At 62.9% G+C, this 15,694-nt stretch carries 13 protein-coding genes and 1 tRNA gene; 4 read left to right on the top strand and 10 right to left on the bottom strand.

Features of this window, described 5'->3' with window-relative positions; genetic code table 11:
- The first annotated feature begins 41 nt into the window (after window positions 1–41).
- Together ACK3R5_RS00695 and ACK3R5_RS00690 are read left to right on the top strand one after the other, a co-directional pair.
- Complete coding sequence (locus ACK3R5_RS00695; RefSeq protein ID WP_411967743.1) at window positions 42–1,898, top strand: SLC13 family permease; 1,857 nt, start codon at window positions 42–44, stop codon at window positions 1,896–1,898.
- Window positions 1,899–1,947: 49 nt separating this feature from the next.
- Window positions 1,948–2,020 (top strand) — tRNA-Pro (locus ACK3R5_RS00690).
- A gap of 147 nt (window positions 2,021–2,167) precedes the next feature.
- Here ACK3R5_RS00690 and ACK3R5_RS00685 read toward each other — a convergent pair.
- Window positions 2,168–2,932, bottom strand: a complete 765-nt coding sequence (locus ACK3R5_RS00685) for a winged helix-turn-helix transcriptional regulator (protein ID WP_411967742.1) — start codon at window positions 2,930–2,932, stop codon at window positions 2,168–2,170.
- A gap of 173 nt (window positions 2,933–3,105) precedes the next feature.
- Here ACK3R5_RS00685 and ACK3R5_RS00680 point away from each other — a divergent pair, with 173 nt between their 5' ends.
- Complete coding sequence (locus ACK3R5_RS00680) at window positions 3,106–3,309, top strand: HVO_0649 family zinc finger protein (protein WP_411965166.1); 204 nt, start codon at window positions 3,106–3,108, stop codon at window positions 3,307–3,309.
- Window positions 3,310–3,393: 84 nt separating this feature from the next.
- Complete coding sequence (locus tag ACK3R5_RS00675; RefSeq protein ID WP_411967741.1) at window positions 3,394–5,739, top strand: amino acid permease; 2,346 nt, start codon at window positions 3,394–3,396, stop codon at window positions 5,737–5,739.
- Between the two features lie 101 nt (window positions 5,740–5,840).
- On the opposite strand, the gene ACK3R5_RS00670 is transcribed toward ACK3R5_RS00675, so the two are convergent.
- The 9 genes from ACK3R5_RS00670 to ACK3R5_RS00630 form a co-directional block, all read right to left on the bottom strand.
- Window positions 5,841–6,182, bottom strand: a complete 342-nt coding sequence (locus tag ACK3R5_RS00670; RefSeq protein ID WP_411965164.1) for a hypothetical protein — start codon at window positions 6,180–6,182, stop codon at window positions 5,841–5,843.
- A 61-nt stretch (window positions 6,183–6,243) separates the two neighbouring features.
- Complete coding sequence (locus ACK3R5_RS00665; RefSeq protein WP_411967740.1) at window positions 6,244–6,831, bottom strand: molecular chaperone; 588 nt, start codon at window positions 6,829–6,831, stop codon at window positions 6,244–6,246.
- Window positions 6,828–8,135: an NrfD/PsrC family molybdoenzyme membrane anchor subunit gene (gene nrfD, locus ACK3R5_RS00660; RefSeq protein ID WP_411965162.1), complete on the bottom strand. Its 1,308-nt coding sequence runs from the start codon at window positions 8,133–8,135 to the stop codon at window positions 6,828–6,830. Before nrfD ends, ACK3R5_RS00665 begins: the two co-directional genes overlap by 4 nt.
- Window positions 8,135–8,980, bottom strand: coding sequence for a 4Fe-4S dicluster domain-containing protein (locus ACK3R5_RS00655; protein ID WP_411965161.1), 846 nt, complete (start codon window positions 8,978–8,980; stop codon window positions 8,135–8,137). The genes nrfD and ACK3R5_RS00655 overlap by 1 nt, the downstream gene beginning before the upstream one ends.
- 2 nt (window positions 8,981–8,982) lie before the next feature.
- A complete protein-coding gene (locus tag ACK3R5_RS00650; protein WP_411967739.1) occupies window positions 8,983–11,472 on the bottom strand; it encodes a molybdopterin-dependent oxidoreductase in 2,490 nt (829 codons plus the stop codon).
- A 1-nt stretch (window position 11,473) separates the two neighbouring features.
- Window positions 11,474–11,707, bottom strand: coding sequence for a 4Fe-4S ferredoxin N-terminal domain-containing protein (locus ACK3R5_RS00645; RefSeq protein ID WP_411965159.1), 234 nt, complete (start codon window positions 11,705–11,707; stop codon window positions 11,474–11,476).
- Window positions 11,708–11,884: 177 nt separating this feature from the next.
- On the bottom strand, window positions 11,885–12,529 hold the full coding sequence (locus tag ACK3R5_RS00640) for a helix-turn-helix domain-containing protein (RefSeq protein WP_411965158.1): 645 nt from the start codon (window positions 12,527–12,529) through the stop codon (window positions 11,885–11,887).
- A gap of 152 nt (window positions 12,530–12,681) precedes the next feature.
- Window positions 12,682–14,283, bottom strand: coding sequence for a spermidine synthase (locus ACK3R5_RS00635; RefSeq protein WP_411967738.1), 1,602 nt, complete (start codon window positions 14,281–14,283; stop codon window positions 12,682–12,684).
- A gap of 86 nt (window positions 14,284–14,369) precedes the next feature.
- Window positions 14,370–15,554, bottom strand: a complete 1,185-nt coding sequence (locus ACK3R5_RS00630) for an anion permease (protein ID WP_411967737.1) — start codon at window positions 15,552–15,554, stop codon at window positions 14,370–14,372.
- Window positions 15,555–15,694 lie beyond the last annotated feature (140 nt).

The following is a 15,694-nucleotide window of genomic DNA, read 5'->3' as shown; positions in this document are numbered from 1 at the left end:
CATCCCGCACGCTTTTCGGGTGCCAGCGCGTCGGTGAGTGCGTGGTAGCGATAACGCCGGCCATCTTCGTCGTCTTTGCCGTCATCCTCGTCGCGTTACTGTTCTTTGCGACAGAGCCGGTTCCGGTGGACGTGACGGCAATCGGCATCATGGTGACGTTGATGCTGATTCAACCCGCCTCCGAGGCACTCGTCGGGGCGGGACTGCTCGGGACACCGATTATCCTCTTCGAGTCGTATCCCGGTGACGCCCTCTCTGGATTCGCCAACACGGCGACGTTGACGGTGCTCGCGATGTTCATCCTGAGCGAAGGCGTCCAGCGAACCGGCGTCATCCAGATTCTCGGCGCGAAGATTTCGGCACTCACCGGCGACAGCGAGTTGAAACAACTGAGCGCGACTGTCGGCCTCGTCGGCCCCATCTCCGGGTTCATCAACAACACGGCGGCCGTCGCCATCCTGTTGCCGATGGTGACCGACCTCGCAGAACGCGGGAAGACGTCGCCATCGAAACTCCTGTTGCCGCTGTCGTACGCGTCGATGTTCGGTGGGATGCTGACGCTCATCGGTACCTCGACCAACATCCTCGCCAGCGACGTCTACTCGCGCATCACCGGCGAGGCGCCCTTCTCGATGTTCGAGTTCACCGCGCTCGGGGCTGTCGTCATGGCCGTCGGAACAGTCTATCTGCTGACGATTGGCCGCCGCCTCACGCCCGCACGCATCGAACCGCGACTCGACCTGACCGAAGAGTTCCAGATGGCCGAGTACCTGACCGAAGTGGTCGTCCGAGACGACTCGCCACTCGTCGGCCAACAGGTCCAGAGTGCGCTCGTGGAGACGGAGTTCGACGTGGACATCCTGCAACTGATTCGTGGCGACAGCGTCTTCCTCGAACCGCTCGGCCCGAAGGAGATACAGGCCGGCGACGTGTTCACCCTCAGAACCGACCGCAACACCCTCGTCGACTTGCTTGACGTCGAAGGACTGGACCTCGTTCCGGTCTCGGTCACCGAAGACGAACTCGAAATCGCGGGCGAGGGACAGAACCTCGTCGAAGTGGTCATCGCACCGGGGTCGTCGCTCGTCGGCGAGTCGCTCGCGACGGCGAGTTTCCGCCAGCGATACGACGGGTCCGTGCTCGCCCTCCGGCGTGGTGGCGAACTCATCCGTCGCCGGATGGACAACCTCCCGCTCCGCGTCGGTGACACGCTACTCGTCCAAGCGACGACGGGGAGTATCGAGCGCCTCGACACCAATCGAGACTTCATCGTCGCACAGGAAATCGAGCGCCACGACTTCCGTGAGTCGAAGATTCCCGTCGCCGTCGGCATCGTCGCGGGCGTCGTCGCGCTGGCGGCGCTCGATTTCATCCCCATCGTCGTCTCGGCGTTGCTCGGGTCGCTCGCGATGGTGGCGACGAAGTGTCTCCGACCGACCGAACTGTACGACGCCGTCCAGTGGGACGTCATCTTCCTGCTCGCGGGCGTCATCCCACTCGGTATCGCGATGGAGAACTCGGGTGCGGCCGAACTCCTCGCCGAGATGGTGGTCATGAGTGGCGAGTTCCTCCCGCTTCTGGCCGTCCTCGGCGTCTTCTACTTCGTGACGGCGCTGTTGACGAACGTCATCTCGAACAACGCGAGCGTCGTCCTCATGATACCCGTCGCCATCGAGGCGGCGACGACGCTGGGTGCGACCCCCGTCTCGTTCGTCCTCGCGGTCATGTTCGCGGCGTCGACGGCGTTCATGACGCCCGTCGGCTATCAGACCAACCTGTTCGTCTACGGTCCCGGCGGCTACAAGTTCACGGACTACATGCGCGTCGGCGGGCCACTGCAACTGGTGCTCGGTATCGTGACCACTCTCGGAGTGGCGTACTTCTTCCCCCTCACCTGACGACGCGGAACGAAACCCTTTACAGTGAGACGGGAAGAGAAGTATATGCGGGACCGTGGGTTAGCCTGGTATACTTCGGGCCTTGGGTGCCCGTGACCCCGGTTCAAATCCGGGCGGTCCCACTTCTATGCGGATTTTACCTACGAGCACCGCGTAGCGTGTGCGAGGGACGACAAATCCGCAGTGTGTGGACGAAACACGGATTTGAACCCGACGAGACCGAACGGAGTGAGGTCTCGGCTTGGTTCACAATCCGGGCGGCCCCACTTCTACGCCGACTCCCCACTCGACGCCCGTTCGTCGAACGCCTGCAACAACTGCTCGGGCAACGCCTCGGGAGAGAAGATAGAGACGATGTCGCCTGCTTCGATACGCGTGCTCCCTTTCGGGGTGATGTTGTCGTCGCCGCGTTCGATACTGACCACGAGCACTTCCTCCGGGAGCAACCCGTCCGTCGTCGCGTCTGCGAGCGTGTAGCCTGTGATTTCGGCGTCCTCCGAGACGGTGAGTTCGACGACTTCGGCCCCACCGGCCACGCTCTGAAAGTCTCTGATGGCCGACTGCGGATTGTCCTCGCCGGGAGCGAACGACTGGTAGGGTCGCGTCACCTCGTTCAGGAGGATGTCTTCGCGTTCGATGACCAACCCGAGTGACGACAGTTCGTGTGCGATACGATTGATATCGGTGCTATCGTCGCCGACGGCGGTGACGACGAGGTTCTCCTGTCCAGCCAGTAACTCCCGGACGTTGACGACGCCGTGGGTAGCCAGCGCCTCGTTCGCGAGTCTCGACCGTTCGCTCACGGGGGCGGTACAGGTGAACTCCGTGGTCATCTTCCCGTCGGTGGCCTCGTAGTCGATAGACGCGTGATACCCGCGGATGATACCGTTGTCTTCGAGTTGGCGGATGCGATTGCGAATCGTCGCCGGCGTCACGTCGACTTCTTCTGCAATCTTCGGAGCAGACGTATTTCGGGCGTCGGCAGTGAGATGATACAGAATCAGCCGGTCGATTTCGTCGATCCGATAGCCCATACTATCCTGTAGTTTCGGTCACGGCAAGTGCGTTGCGCAGTCCGACGCGTCACCATCGGGTCTCGGAAGTGACCTCTGCATTATTTCCGTTCCAAAAATATATCGTCCCTTCAAATTCGTATTGAGAAAAAGAACCAGAAGTATTTTTTCTGATTGGTGGCAACGGTCCAGATATGGCGCAAGACACGTCTCGGTCACCGATGGAGCGTCTCAAATCGTACTACGACCACGAAGAACTCGTCTGTACGGAGTGTGGGTTCGAAGACGAATCGGGAAGTTGGGAGAGCGAGACGAACGGTCAGGAAGTCCACTACTACCACGAGTGCCCAAGCTGTGGTGCGGTTCGAGAACACTCGCTGACGCTTTCTACCGAGTGACCACGATGCGCCGGTCGATATTTACTCTCCCCACGAGTAGCCTGCCCAGTAGCATGCCTGTACGCGACTGGGAGGCCTGAAAGGATGGTCGAACACACCCGCACCCTCGACTTCAAAATCGCCTTCGCAATCGGCCTCGGGACGATGATTGCGGCGGGCATCTTCTCGTTGTCCGGGACGGCAGTCGCCGAAGTCGGGTCCAGTGCGGTCATCGCGTTCGTCATCGCGGCGGTCATCGCTGGCGTCACCGCCGCGGCGTACTCCGAGTTCGCGTCGATATACTCGGAAAACGGGGGTGGCTATCTGTTCTGTTCACGGACGTTCGAGGACAGCGACCTGCTCACGTACGGAATCGGGGCGTCACTGTTTCTCGGCTACACCGGGACGACGGCGTTCTATCTGGCGACGATGGACGAGTGGTTCTTCCGGTTCGTCCTCCCCGAATCGCTTCACTTCCTCCCACACGGGACGACAGCAGTCGTCACCGCCGTCCTCCTCGGCGTCCTCAACGCGCGTGGGACCGAAGAGTCGGGGACGTTCCAACTGCTCGTCACCGGGGCGAAAGTCGCGGTGTTGTTCGCGTTCATCGGTGGCGCGTTCGCGTTCAAAGGGCCCGCCGCGGCAGTCGGAACGTTCGCCACAGGGTTCCAGGCCGAACCCGTCAACATCCTCACCGTCTCTGCGCTGGCGTTCATCACGTTCTTCGGGTTCTCCGCTATCGCGGCGAGCGCCGGTGAGATAATCGAACCCCAGCGGACGGTGCCGCTGGCTATCGGCGCGAGTATCGTGACCGTCACCGTGCTGTACGCCTTCGTCATCGTGGCGATGGTCAACTCTCCGATTCCGGCCGAGATTATCGCACAAGAGGGCGAGACGGCGATGGGTCGCGTCGCGGCGTCCTTCCTCGGCCCGGTCGGTCGGAGTCTCATCGTCGCCGGTGCAATCTTCTCGATGGTCTCCGCGTCGAACGCCTCCATCCTCGCCGCCTCCAGCATCGGGTCGCTCATGGGGCGTCAGGGGCAGGCACCGCGTCGCTTCTCTCGCATTCACCGTGAGTTCGGCACGCCGTTCTGGAGCGTCATGACCGCGACGGGCGTCATCGTCGCGCTCATCGTCGCGTTCATCGCCATGTTTCCCGCGGAGGGCGCGGCACTCGGCGGAATCAACCTCGGCCTGACGGCACTCACTGGGTTCGCCACGCTGAATCTGCTCTTGCCGCTGGCCGTCGTCAACGTCGCCCTCGTCTACTCCCGCCGCCGGTTCCCCGACCTGAAACGCGGGTTCAGAGTCCCGGGCGTCCCCGCCGTGCCCGTCATCGGCGTGCTCGCAAACGTGGCGCTCATCTACAACCTGCCGGTCGATGGCGTGATAACCGGCCTCCTCCTCACTGTCGGCCTTCTCGTCGCCTACCTTGTCTGGGGTGGTGCGCCGGACGTCGACGAACTCGTCGAACGGGTCGTCCCACCGAGAGCACGGGCAGCGTCGGGCGGTCAGACCGAAGCGACAGAACCGTCGGAGGCGGCCGACACCGAAACGTACCGGATTCTCGTCCCCATCGCCCGACCCGAGAGCGCAGCGCGGCACGTGCGTCTCGCGGCGGCGCTCGCGGCGTCACACGCCGGGGAGGCAGAGATTCACGTCCTCACCGTCACCGAACTCCCCGACCAGACACCGAACGAACTCGTCAGAGACACCGCCGCCGCACGAGTCGACCGAATCGAACGACTGCTCGAAGACGCTGGTGTCGACGCCGACTACACCGTCGAAGGACACCTCTGTCGGGACGTCTCGTTCGACGTGCTCCAGACCGCACGCGAATCGGCGGCGGACCTCTTGGTCATGGGCTACCCAGAAGAGCGCCCCGAAATCACGGAGACAGTCGAGTTCAACGCACCGTGTGACGTGGTGTACGCCACTGGCGGCGCGTCGGCGCTCGACCTGCGCACGCTCACGATTGGAGTCGGCGGCGGCCCTCACCAGCGCGCGCTCCTCGACATCGCCGACAGTCTGGGTGGGAGCGGAACGTCGGTCCACCTCGTCAACGTCACACCGACCGGTGGCGGTGGGTCGGGCGAAGACCCGGGTGTGACGCTCTCTGCGCTGTCTACCGTCGAGTCCGTGGAGGTACACAACGTGACGGCCGACTCCGTCGCAGACGGCCTCGTCTCGAAGGCTGCCGAGGCCGATAGCATCCTGCTAATCGGTGCCTCTCGTGACCGCCGTCTCCGGCGCTGGGTGTTTGGAAGCACGCCGGACCGAGTCGTCGAACAGGCACGAGAAGCCGGAGTTCCGGTCCTCGTCTACGCGAGCGCACAGGGATTCCCCGAACGCCTCGAAGACTACCTGTTTCCCGTCTATCGGTACCTCCGGCAGAAATTCCAGCGGTCGGTGGCGGCCCTGCGGGGCGACGCCGACGCACACGGGACGTAGCCCATCGCAAGCGGCAGTTCGACCACTGAGTTCTAAAAAGAGGCGTGCGGTGGCACACGAGGAACCGTCCGAGTGGACGGAATCCTACCTCGACGGCTGGATTACGATACGAGGCGACCATCGGCTGTCGGCGTGAGCAAGACAGCCGTCGGCTCCCACAGGTGCGCGTGGAGTTCGTCAGTCAGGCCCCTGAGTCGCAGGAGGCGTTCTTGGTGTGACGTCGTGTTGACGAAGGCCAGCCACGCCCCCAGCGTGTCGAATTCGAGGAGGAGTCTCACCTCGGAACTGTCGGGGGCTACGCTCTGTTCGCTGTGGAAGCCACAGAGCGTCTCGCTGGAGAGCCACGCTATCGTCGTCCCGGAGAGCCACGTTTCGTACTCCTCGCGGCAGTCGTCGCGGACATCGTACGTGATTTCGAACACGTAGCGTTCGTTGAGGTTCATAGCGGACGGATACCGGAGGGGGTCTGTGATGCGGTCCCGATGGGTCGAAGACGAGCGTGGCCTACGCTCGTATCACCTCACGAGTCGTCGCCGCCAGTGACGCGTAGAACGCGTCGCGCGTCTCGTCTTCGACGCCGGTGAGGAACTCGTCGGCCCAGACCCGGAGGTGTTCGTCGAGGAACTGGTCGAGTCGTTCGTCCAGTCCCTGCTCCGCGAGGTAGGCCGCGAACTCCAGTTCCGTCGCGATGTGGTCCGGCAGGTCCGAGTGACCCTCTGCGGGGCGGACCCCGAACTCCACGTACCAGCGGCGGACGGCCATCGTCGCCGGGCCGTTGACCGGGCCGAACTCGCCGGGAGCGTCGCCGTCGCGGTAGACGCTCTCGTAAGGCGGACACGGTGGTCCCGCCGGCCCGATAAACAGGCGAGTGTATTCGGCACGCAGGTCGCCGAACTCCACCGAACCGATATCACCGACGACCGACCGCAGGTCACCGGCGGTGGCCGCCTCGGCCAGTTGCTCTGTCGGCTCTCGCCAACACGCGGCGAGGACCCCGTAGGTCGCCGCGACACCCGACCGGTCCGCGTCGGCGTCGACGTTCCGGTCGGAAGACTGTCCGCCGTCGGTGTCGGGTGTGAGTCGTCCAGTCATGGGTGGTCCTGTTCACCGCCGTCTGCTGCGTACGGTTGTCGTTGGTCGACGTCCTGTATCGGGATGTACTTCAGTCCGAGCGTGACGACGAGCGCACCGAACGCGACGATACCGAGCGTAATCGCCACCTCGACGAGGGTCGGGGTGTAAGAGCCCGCCGTCGCCCAGATGTCGGTCGTGATGCCGGAGTACGTGCCACCGAGCGAGATACCCGGTGCCGCGTCGATGTTGGCGAGTTCGTACCCCGTGAACACCAGCCGAATCCCCTCGAACATCGTCCCGAACACCGCGAGCAGACTCGCGACGAAGATGACCGAAACCCGCTTTCGCAGCGAGGGAATCACCAGCAGGCCGAGCGGGATGGCCCCGCCGACGATAGTCCACAGCCAGAAGTAGGCCGTGTCACCGATGAGGAAGCTGGTGGTGATGTCCCAGAAGCCGAAGTGGTCTGCCCACGCGTGTGGGAGGCGCTCTGCTGCGAGCAGGTAGACGACGTGGAACGCGAGGAAGATACCGAGTATCTTCCCGAGACTCGTGAGTTCCTCACGGTCCACCCGGTAGTCGGTCAACCGGTCTGCGAGCACGGCCACGACGAGGAGTAACCCGAGGCCGGAGACGAGTGCCTTCGCGATGAAGACCGGTGCGACGAGCGGACTGAACCAGCTGCCACGGCCAATCTGGGTCGCGAATATCCAACCCGTCACCGAGTGGAGTGCGACTGCCGTCGGCAGTGCGACTGCGGCGGTCCAGAACATGAGCGTGCGGTCACGCTCACGGCCTGCGTTGCTGTCTTTGACACCGAAGGCGAGTCGCGACCCACGCGCCGCCAGGTCACGGCGGGTCAAGAGCCACAGGTACCAGACGTTCAACGCCCCGTACATGAGGACGATTGCGAAGTCCCACACCATCGGCGACCGGAAGTCGGGCGAGGTGAAGAACTGGTAGAGTCGCTCGGGCCGACCGATGTCCGGCAGGATGAGGAGTCCCGCGACGGTGATACACGCGAGACTCACGAGGACGCCGAGTCGGGCGAACCCTTCGTACCGGTGTGAGTGGAAGAACTTCGGCGCACTCGAGATGATGAGGCCACCCGCCGAGAGACCGACGAACAGCACGAACATCATGATGTACAGCCCCCACGAGAACACGTTTCGCATCCCCGTAGCGGCGAGGCCCGTGGTTAGCTGGTAGACCCACGCGGCCACGCCGATGGCCATGAGCACGGCGAGCAGTCCAATCCACGCCTTCCCTTTCGCGTTGAACGAGGGGACGACGACCCGGCCAGCGTGTTCTTTCGTCGTCATCAGTCGTCACCTCCCGCGTCCACGGCGGGAACGTGCGGCACCGCATCGCCGACTGCGTCGTCGTCGACCGAGTGGATACCGCCAGTCGACGAACCGGTCCCGCCTCCACCGCCCGAGTCGGCGGGCACGTCGTCGGTGCCGTCGGACCAGACATCGATGTCGTCGAGTTCGCTCTCGAGTTTGTCCGAGGTCTGTGGCCGACCGGGACTCATCTTGCCGCTGATGTAGTACGTCTTCGGCTTCGTCCCCCGGTCTTCGAGCAGTTGGTGAGTCTCGTACTGGTTGATGTACTTCGAGACGGTGCTGGCCTCGTCGTCCAGGTCACCGAAGATACGGGCGTCGGCCGGACAGTTCACGACACAGGCCGGGTCGAGTCCTTCGTCGACGCGGTGGCTACAGAACGTACACTTCTCGACGACACCCTTCGGGCGGGCGGGGACGTCGCCAGTTCCCTGTTCGGGCATGTGCTGCGGTTCGTCCCAGTTGAACACCCGCGCGTTGTACGGACACGCCGCCATACAGTAGCGACACCCGATACACTTCTCGTAGTCGATTTCGACGATACCGTCGTCGCGGGTGTAGGTTGCGTTGACCGGACAGACCTTCACACAGGGTGCGTTCTCACAGTGCTGACACGCCGTCGGCTGGTACTGCATATCGAGCGACCCGCTGCCGCCGTCTTCGGGGTAGCCGCCGGATGGCGTGTCCATCTTATCGCCGCCCTCCGTCAGGACGCGGTTCCAGAACTGTCCCAGCGGGACGTTGTTCTCTTGCTTACAGGAGATGGCGCAGGCGTGACAGCCAATACACCGCTCCTGGTCGATTACTAAGCCGTAGTTCGTCATTATCAGTCACCTCCTGCTCGCGGGGCCTCTGCATCGGCACCGCGTGGGTTGTTTCCTTCGTACATCTCTGCATCGGCGTCGGGGGCTGGTTCGACTTCGACGCGGACGTCGTAGAACGCCATCGTCTGGCCGACTTCGCTGACCTCGTTGTGGGTCAGGTCGTTGTGGTGCCCCCTGACGTAGTCACGGGACCACCAGCCCTGGTCGGTGTTGACCAGCCCGGGCTGGAACGCCTCGTTGTACTTCGCCTTGACGACCATCTCACCGCGTTCGTTGTACACGCGGACGTAGTCGCCGTCGTCGATACCACGGGCTTTCGCGTCCCGTGGGTGGATGTCCAACTGCGGTTCTGGGTTGACCTCCCGCACCCAGTTCACCATCTCGTACTGTGAGTGGATGCGGAACCTGCTGTGTTTCTGCATGAACATCAGCGGGTACTGGTCTTTCTTCTCGTAGTCGTCGGCCGTCCGGTCTTCGACCGGACGCGGCAGGTCGAACGAGACACCCTTCTCGCTCGGCGGGTCCTCGTTGTACAACTCGAGGCGACCGGTCTGCGTCGGGAACGCGTCGGTGTACTTGATGACCGAGACGCTCTGTTTCCGCTGGGTCCCCTGTTCGAATATCGTCTCGAAGTCGATGTCGGGGTCCCTGCTGACGAGTTCGCGGAGCATCTCGCGTTTCGTCTCGGGGAACCGGTCACCGTATCCGAGACGCTCTGCGATGCCGCGAACCGCGTAGTAGTCGTCTTTGCTCTCCCAGAGCGGTTCTTGGACTTTGTGCCGGTAGCCGAGGTGCGGGTGTGAACCCCAGCCAGAGGCGATGTCCTCCTGTTCGAACCAGTGCGGAACGGGGAGGATGATGTCGGCGTGTTGGACCGTGTCCGTGTGGTGCATGTCTGCGACCACGTACATCTCGAGGCTCTCGATAGCCTTCTTGAACTTTTTGCGGTCGGGGAACTGGTTCCCCATCATGTTCGACTCGATGGAGTAGACGGCTCTGACCTTGTGGGGTTCGCCGTCTAACATCGAGTCGGGGTAGTCGGGGAAGTACATCTTCGGCCCGGGGTTCGAGCCCTCGGGTGCGGACCAGTCGCCGGCGCTGAGCACCGTCCCACCGGAGTGGTGGGCGTGGATGTTTCCGCTTCGGCCGTAGTCGCCCGTGAGTGCCATCAAGATGGCGTAGGCCTGTCCGAAGATGTGGCCGTGGGTGTACCGACCGAGTGCGTAACTCGGCGCGATGCCGCCGGGGCCACGGGTCGCGAGCCAGCGCGCCGCAGTCCGGATGTTCTGCGCTTTGACGCCGGTCTTCTCGGCAATCTTCTCGGGTGCGTACTCCGCCGCGTGCTCTTTGAGCGTCGTCAGCGCAGTCACGTACTCGACACCGTCGATGGTGTACTCGCCGAAGAGGGCGTACGGGCCGCCGGTTTCGGGTTCGAGTGCGACCGGTTCTTCGGTCCCCTGCTCGATGGCGACGACCTGGTCTTCGCTGCCGTCTTCGAAGACTTCGCTCGCGCGGAGCAGTTCGCCAGTGTCCTTGTCAATCAGTGCGGGCGCAGTCGTCCGACTCCGGATGAAGTCTTCGTCGTAGGTTCCCTCTTCGAAGACGGTATGCATCATCGCGAGCGCGAGATACACGTCTTTGCCCGGCTTGACCGGAAGCCACAGGTCGGCTTTCGCCGCCGTCGTCGTGTACACCGGGTCGACGACGACGAGTTTCGCCCCGTTCTCGACGGCGTCGAGAATCTTCGAGGCGTCCATCTGGAACTGACTGGAGAAGATGTCGGACCCCCAGACGATGATGGTGTTCGCGTTCTCCCAGTCTTCAGCCTCGTTCGTCGGCGGCAGGAAGAAGCCGACGCCGGTGACGCGGTTGAACCCGCGTCCCACGTTGGCGTCGATTCCCCATCCGGACTGGGTCGCACCGAACAGCGAGGCCAGTCGGTTGAACGACTTCCCAGTCTGGCCGTAGTTCCCGGACCCTTCGTGGAAGAGGACGCTCTCCGCGCCGTGTTCGGACTTCAGCGACTGCATCTTGCCGGCGACGAGGTCCAGTGCCTCGTCCCACTCGATACGTTCGAACTCGGCGTCTGGCCCCCGTCCGGCCCCGTTGGGGTCGTCCGGCGACCAGTCCGTCCGCTTCATCGGATACTTCAGTCGGGTCGGGTCGTAGGCGCGCTGGGTGTGTGACAACCCGAGGACGCAAGCGCGTTTGTAGCGTTCGTCTTCGGGCGGGTGTGGTTCGACTTTCTTTACCTGTCCGTCTCGAACGTGAACGTCGATGGGACATTTCCCCCGACAGTTGGGCGAACAGACGGTCTGAATGACCTCGTTCTGCCCGACGAAACTCTCGATTCCCGGGTTACCCTTCGATTTCGGGTCGTCCCCAAACTCGACGAGTGTCTTTCCGAACCCACTCCCGCCGAGTCCGAGCGCGGCGGCAGCACCGCCGGCTTTCAACACCTCACGTCGATGTACACCGTCTCCATCACTCATCTTAGAATTCCTCCGGTTCAGTCGGCCGCTTGTCTTCACCGAACTCCGCGACTACCTCCTCGTGGTACTTCTCGTGGAACTCGGCGTCGGTCATCTCGCCGTTCGAGACGCGAATAGCGTCACGAGCCATCCGCATCCCCAGGTCAGCGTCGTACTCGACGCCATCCAGAATCTCGGTTGCCTCTTCTTCCCACTCAGGGAGTGGCGTCAATCTCGGCTCCTGTGGGTCACTCATGGCTACAGATGAGCTCTAGAGACGGAGTTCGGTAGGGCGTCCGCTTGATAATCAACCTCTTTATAACAGAATCGATAAATGGCTGATAGAAGGCCGCTACCGGGTGTTAATCGGGGTCACGGATGTCAATCACACTCACGAAACGAGGTGGCCCGAGGGGGAGTGTTCCAGTGCGGACTACGGGTCGAACGCCGCCGTCGCGAGCTTCGATTCGACGACGTTCAGTCGCTGTGAGAGCGCCGACTTCGAGATGCCGAGCACGTTCGACAGTTCTTCGAGCGACGTCTTCCGAGGCGTCTCGTAGTACCCTCTGCTCACGGCGAGCGTCGCTGCCTCACGCTGCTTCGACGTGAGTCGCGAGAGGTCGATCGTGGTCGACGTCGATCCGACGGGGTTCGTCCTATCGTTGCTGGTGAGTCGTCGGAGACTGACCGACTCTGCGACCTCGTCGAGGCGTTCGACCAGTTCACTGATGACCGAACGGTCCGAGAGGTACGTCTCGATGAGGAGGACGCCGTCGTGTGCGCTCTTGATTCGTGGGACACACCCGACATCGTTGAACGCGAGACAGAGACAGTCGTCTCCGATTCGGTTACTCGCGTGGACGACGTGGGCCGTGTCCTCTTCTTCGTTGTGGACAGTCACCTCTGCGTGGCAGACGCCATCGCAAATTTGGTTGTGGACGTTACCGACTCTCGAATCAGGGTCCGAGAGCATGCAGCAACTACCGCCTGGAAGCTCGACTTCGAACAACACTTCGAGAGTTCGTTCGCCCGAGGTTACCGCTGGTGACTCCCCATCCCCCTCCGGAGGGCGTTCCATACCTCACCAGTTCCGCTCTCGGACCGATATAGATTTTGTTAATTCTCAGACATCACCCAAATGTAGCACGTATTTGTTGTGTAATTATCACGTGATGGTAGACAATCAAGCGCCGTATCGGAGTTCGTCTTCGTGGGATTGCACCTCGGCACTCATCGTGTCACTATCGGTGCGTCGAGCGACCGTGCCGCCGTCGTCGTCACGTTTTCCTCACTCTCGTTGGCCTTTTGAATGACGTATCGTTGGCCGACCATCGGGTCCAGCAAGCTATCGACTGGTGCACGGTCGTCTCGCAAGAGTGGTACGTCGTCGGTGGGTTCGTCGTCCCGATACGACGACACTTCGGCGGCGAGGTCGATACCGATGTCGCGCCGTTGGTTCCGCTGTTGTAACTCGTCGTGTGTCACGAGCGTCGAGTCCTTCGTCGCCACCACCTCGATATTCTGGACGACCACGCTCCCGGCGGTGGGGAAACTGTACACCTGCGGGTAGACCTGTCGCATCGTCTTGTACTCCGCGCGGTAGAACTGCGAGGCGGGACCGGACGGTGCGGAGATGACGTTCGCAAAGAGGATTCCGTCCTCGTCGAGGCGGTCAGATGTAAGTCGCATGAACTCCACCGTCGTCAACTGGAACGGCACCTTGTCCTTGCGGTAGGCGTCGAGGACGATGAGGTCGTACGTCTGATTCGTCTCCCGGAGATACTTCCGGCCGTCCATCGTGTAGATGTTGAGGCGGTCGGACTCTTCGACCCGGAAGTACTGCTTTGCGACGGAGACTACCTCGGGGTCGATTTCCACCACGTCGACGGTCACGTTCGGATATTTCTCCAGAAACACCCGCGGCCCGGTGAACCCGCCGCCACCGACGAACAACACCCGGTCGATGTCGTCCGACAGGAGGAACGGGACGTGGAAGTACGAGGTGTAGTCGAAGACGTGGCGCGTCGGGTCGTCTAAATCCATCGCGCTGTGTGGTTGGCCGTCGAGATAGAGAGTTCGTGTATCTCCCGCATCGACGACGCGGAGTTCCTGATAGGCAGTCTGGGTGTGGTAGACCGTCGTTCCGGCGCTATCGAGGCCGATACCGCCAGAGACGGCGGCGAGGACGAGGAGGATGCTGACGCCGACGCTCCAGTACGCCTCCTGCCGGGTGATGTTTGGGCGGGCGAGGACGACGGCGGTGCCGACAGAGATGCCCCCGAGGACCAGTCCGATTTGCGGGACGCTGAGTGATGGAATGAGGACGAACGTGGTGGCGAACGCGCCGACGATGCTCCCGATGGTCCCCACCGCGTAGACGTGTCCCGACGCCGCCCCGACTTCGGACTGGCCGGACAGTTCCGCCGCGTACGGACTGATGTATCCGAGGAGGTACGTCGGTGGGCCGAAGAGCAACGTAATCGCCGGGAGCGACGCGAACCGACTCGGTAAGGGGAGTCCCGCCGCCGACTGCAAGAAGACGTCGCCGAGGAGGATGACGCCCGCGATGTACGTCGCCGTGGCGATGAACACGCGGACGAGTCTGTCGTTCGACGCCAGTTTCGCTTGCTGTCCGCCACGGTGATAGCCGAGACTCAGCGCCGCGAGGAAGACGCCGATGATGCTCCCCCACGTGTAGATGCTGCTGCCGAACTCGGGGGCAATCATCCGACCGGCGAGTATCTCTAACCCCATGGACGTGACGCCGGAGACGAACACCGCGAGTTCGGGGCGCGTCATTCGCAGGGGTGAGAGAGAAGGCGTCGAGGCCATGGGAGACACGTAGGGGGAGACGCCTATTAAATCACACAAGTGACACCTCCGGCGTCGCTATCCGGGTGTCGTCGTCGAGAGACGGCCTACGGAAGCATCGCGATGGCGGCGAACAGGAGATAGCCGGCAACGAACGAGAGGGCGAACGACCCAGTCCACGCGCCGAGCGTCTTGAGAATCTTCCCGCGACTGATTCCCGCACCGCCGGTGATAGCCGCACCACTCCCGATGATGGCAGAGACGACGATTTCGTTGAACGAGACGGGGACGCCGAGGAAGACGGCGGCCTGTGCGATGAGGAACGACGGAATCAGCGCCGAAATCGCCCGACGCGGACCGAGCGAGGAGTAATCCTGCGAGAGCGATTTAATCATCCGCGGCGCGCCCATCCACGCGCCGACGAGGATACCGAACCCGCCGCCGACGAGCACTGCGACGAGTGGAATCGCCATCGTATCGAAGAGTGGCAACAACGGGCCGACGGCGAGTCCGACCTGTGACCCACCGGCGGAGAAGGCGACGAGCGACCCGAGGGTGAGCAGGAAGCGGTTCATCGCCCGGTGTTCGTCACGGTGGATGTCGAAGCGGACGACGGCGGCGGCGACGACGGCGAAGAGCAGCGTCACGACGAGCGACCCACGTGCGGTCACCGGTGTGAGAGACGCGCCGAGCGTCCCAGCGAGCGACTGACTGCCGGTGTCGCCACCGAGGACGGCGAACTCGATGTTCGCGACGACGGCGCTGACGCTCGCGGCCAACACCGGGATACAGATAGATTCGGGTGCCCACTCGCGAGAGAGCACGCGTGCGAGTCCGTACGCGAGTCCGCCACCGACGAACGGGGTGAGCACCCACACCGACGCGATTTCTTGGTACTTCGTCCACGCGGGTGTGCCGCCGAGGGCCATTCCGATTCCGATGACGGCACCGGTGACGGTGAACGCCGTCGCGATTGGAATCCCCGTGACGATGCCGGCGGCCATGAGTCCGCCCGCGAGGAGCAAGACGACGACTGCCGCGACTGGCGACAGGGAGACGCCGTCTATGAGACCCGTCCCGATGGCGGACGAGACGCTCTCACCCTGTACGACGGCACCGAAAAAGGCGATGACGCCGACGACGAGGCCCGCCCGCATTATCGAGATGGCGTTCGCACCGACTGCCGGCGCGAAGGGCGTCGCACCCGCCGACCCGGCACCGATTATCCACGCCATGAACAGACTGACTGTCGTGGCGACGACGACGAGGGCGAGCGAGAGCAGTTCAACCATCGTGGCAGCGGAGTGGGACCATCGTTCTCGTGTGTACGGCGAATCGGCCGCGTTTCTGGCGGGAGTTCCCCGCCGTGTCTAATTAAGTCTTAAGATAGTGTTTCCTATTATTCGCAATACTGTTCGTGCCTCTCGGCAGG

The sequence above is a fragment of the Haloferax sp. YSSS75 genome (assembly GCF_046764215.1).
GTDB lineage: Archaea > Halobacteriota > Halobacteria > Halobacteriales > Haloferacaceae > Haloferax.
The sequence above is the reverse complement of the archived record's forward strand: the minus strand, read 5'-3'. Positions and strand labels throughout refer to the sequence as shown.

Coding starts and splice junctions, on each gene's coding strand:
- ACK3R5_RS00685 (WP_411967742.1), bottom strand. CDS start 2,932: ATGGGCTATCGGATCGACGAAATCGACCGGCTGATTCTGTATCATCTC.
- ACK3R5_RS00680 (WP_411965166.1), top strand. CDS start 3,106: ATGGCGCAAGACACGTCTCGGTCACCGATGGAGCGTCTCAAATCGTAC.
- ACK3R5_RS00675 (WP_411967741.1), top strand. CDS start 3,394: ATGGTCGAACACACCCGCACCCTCGACTTCAAAATCGCCTTCGCAATC.
- ACK3R5_RS00670 (WP_411965164.1), bottom strand. CDS start 6,182: ATGAACCTCAACGAACGCTACGTGTTCGAAATCACGTACGATGTCCGC.
- ACK3R5_RS00665 (WP_411967740.1), bottom strand. CDS start 6,831: ATGACTGGACGACTCACACCCGACACCGACGGCGGACAGTCTTCCGAC.
- nrfD (WP_411965162.1), bottom strand. CDS start 8,135: ATGACGACGAAAGAACACGCTGGCCGGGTCGTCGTCCCCTCGTTCAAC.
- ACK3R5_RS00655 (WP_411965161.1), bottom strand. CDS start 8,980: ATGACGAACTACGGCTTAGTAATCGACCAGGAGCGGTGTATTGGCTGT.
- ACK3R5_RS00650 (WP_411967739.1), bottom strand. CDS start 11,472: ATGAGTGATGGAGACGGTGTACATCGACGTGAGGTGTTGAAAGCCGGC.
- ACK3R5_RS00645 (WP_411965159.1), bottom strand. CDS start 11,707: ATGAGTGACCCACAGGAGCCGAGATTGACGCCACTCCCTGAGTGGGAA.
- ACK3R5_RS00640 (WP_411965158.1), bottom strand. CDS start 12,529: ATGGAACGCCCTCCGGAGGGGGATGGGGAGTCACCAGCGGTAACCTCG.
- ACK3R5_RS00635 (WP_411967738.1), bottom strand. CDS start 14,283: ATGGCCTCGACGCCTTCTCTCTCACCCCTGCGAATGACGCGCCCCGAA.
- ACK3R5_RS00630 (WP_411967737.1), bottom strand. CDS start 15,554: ATGGTTGAACTGCTCTCGCTCGCCCTCGTCGTCGTCGCCACGACAGTC.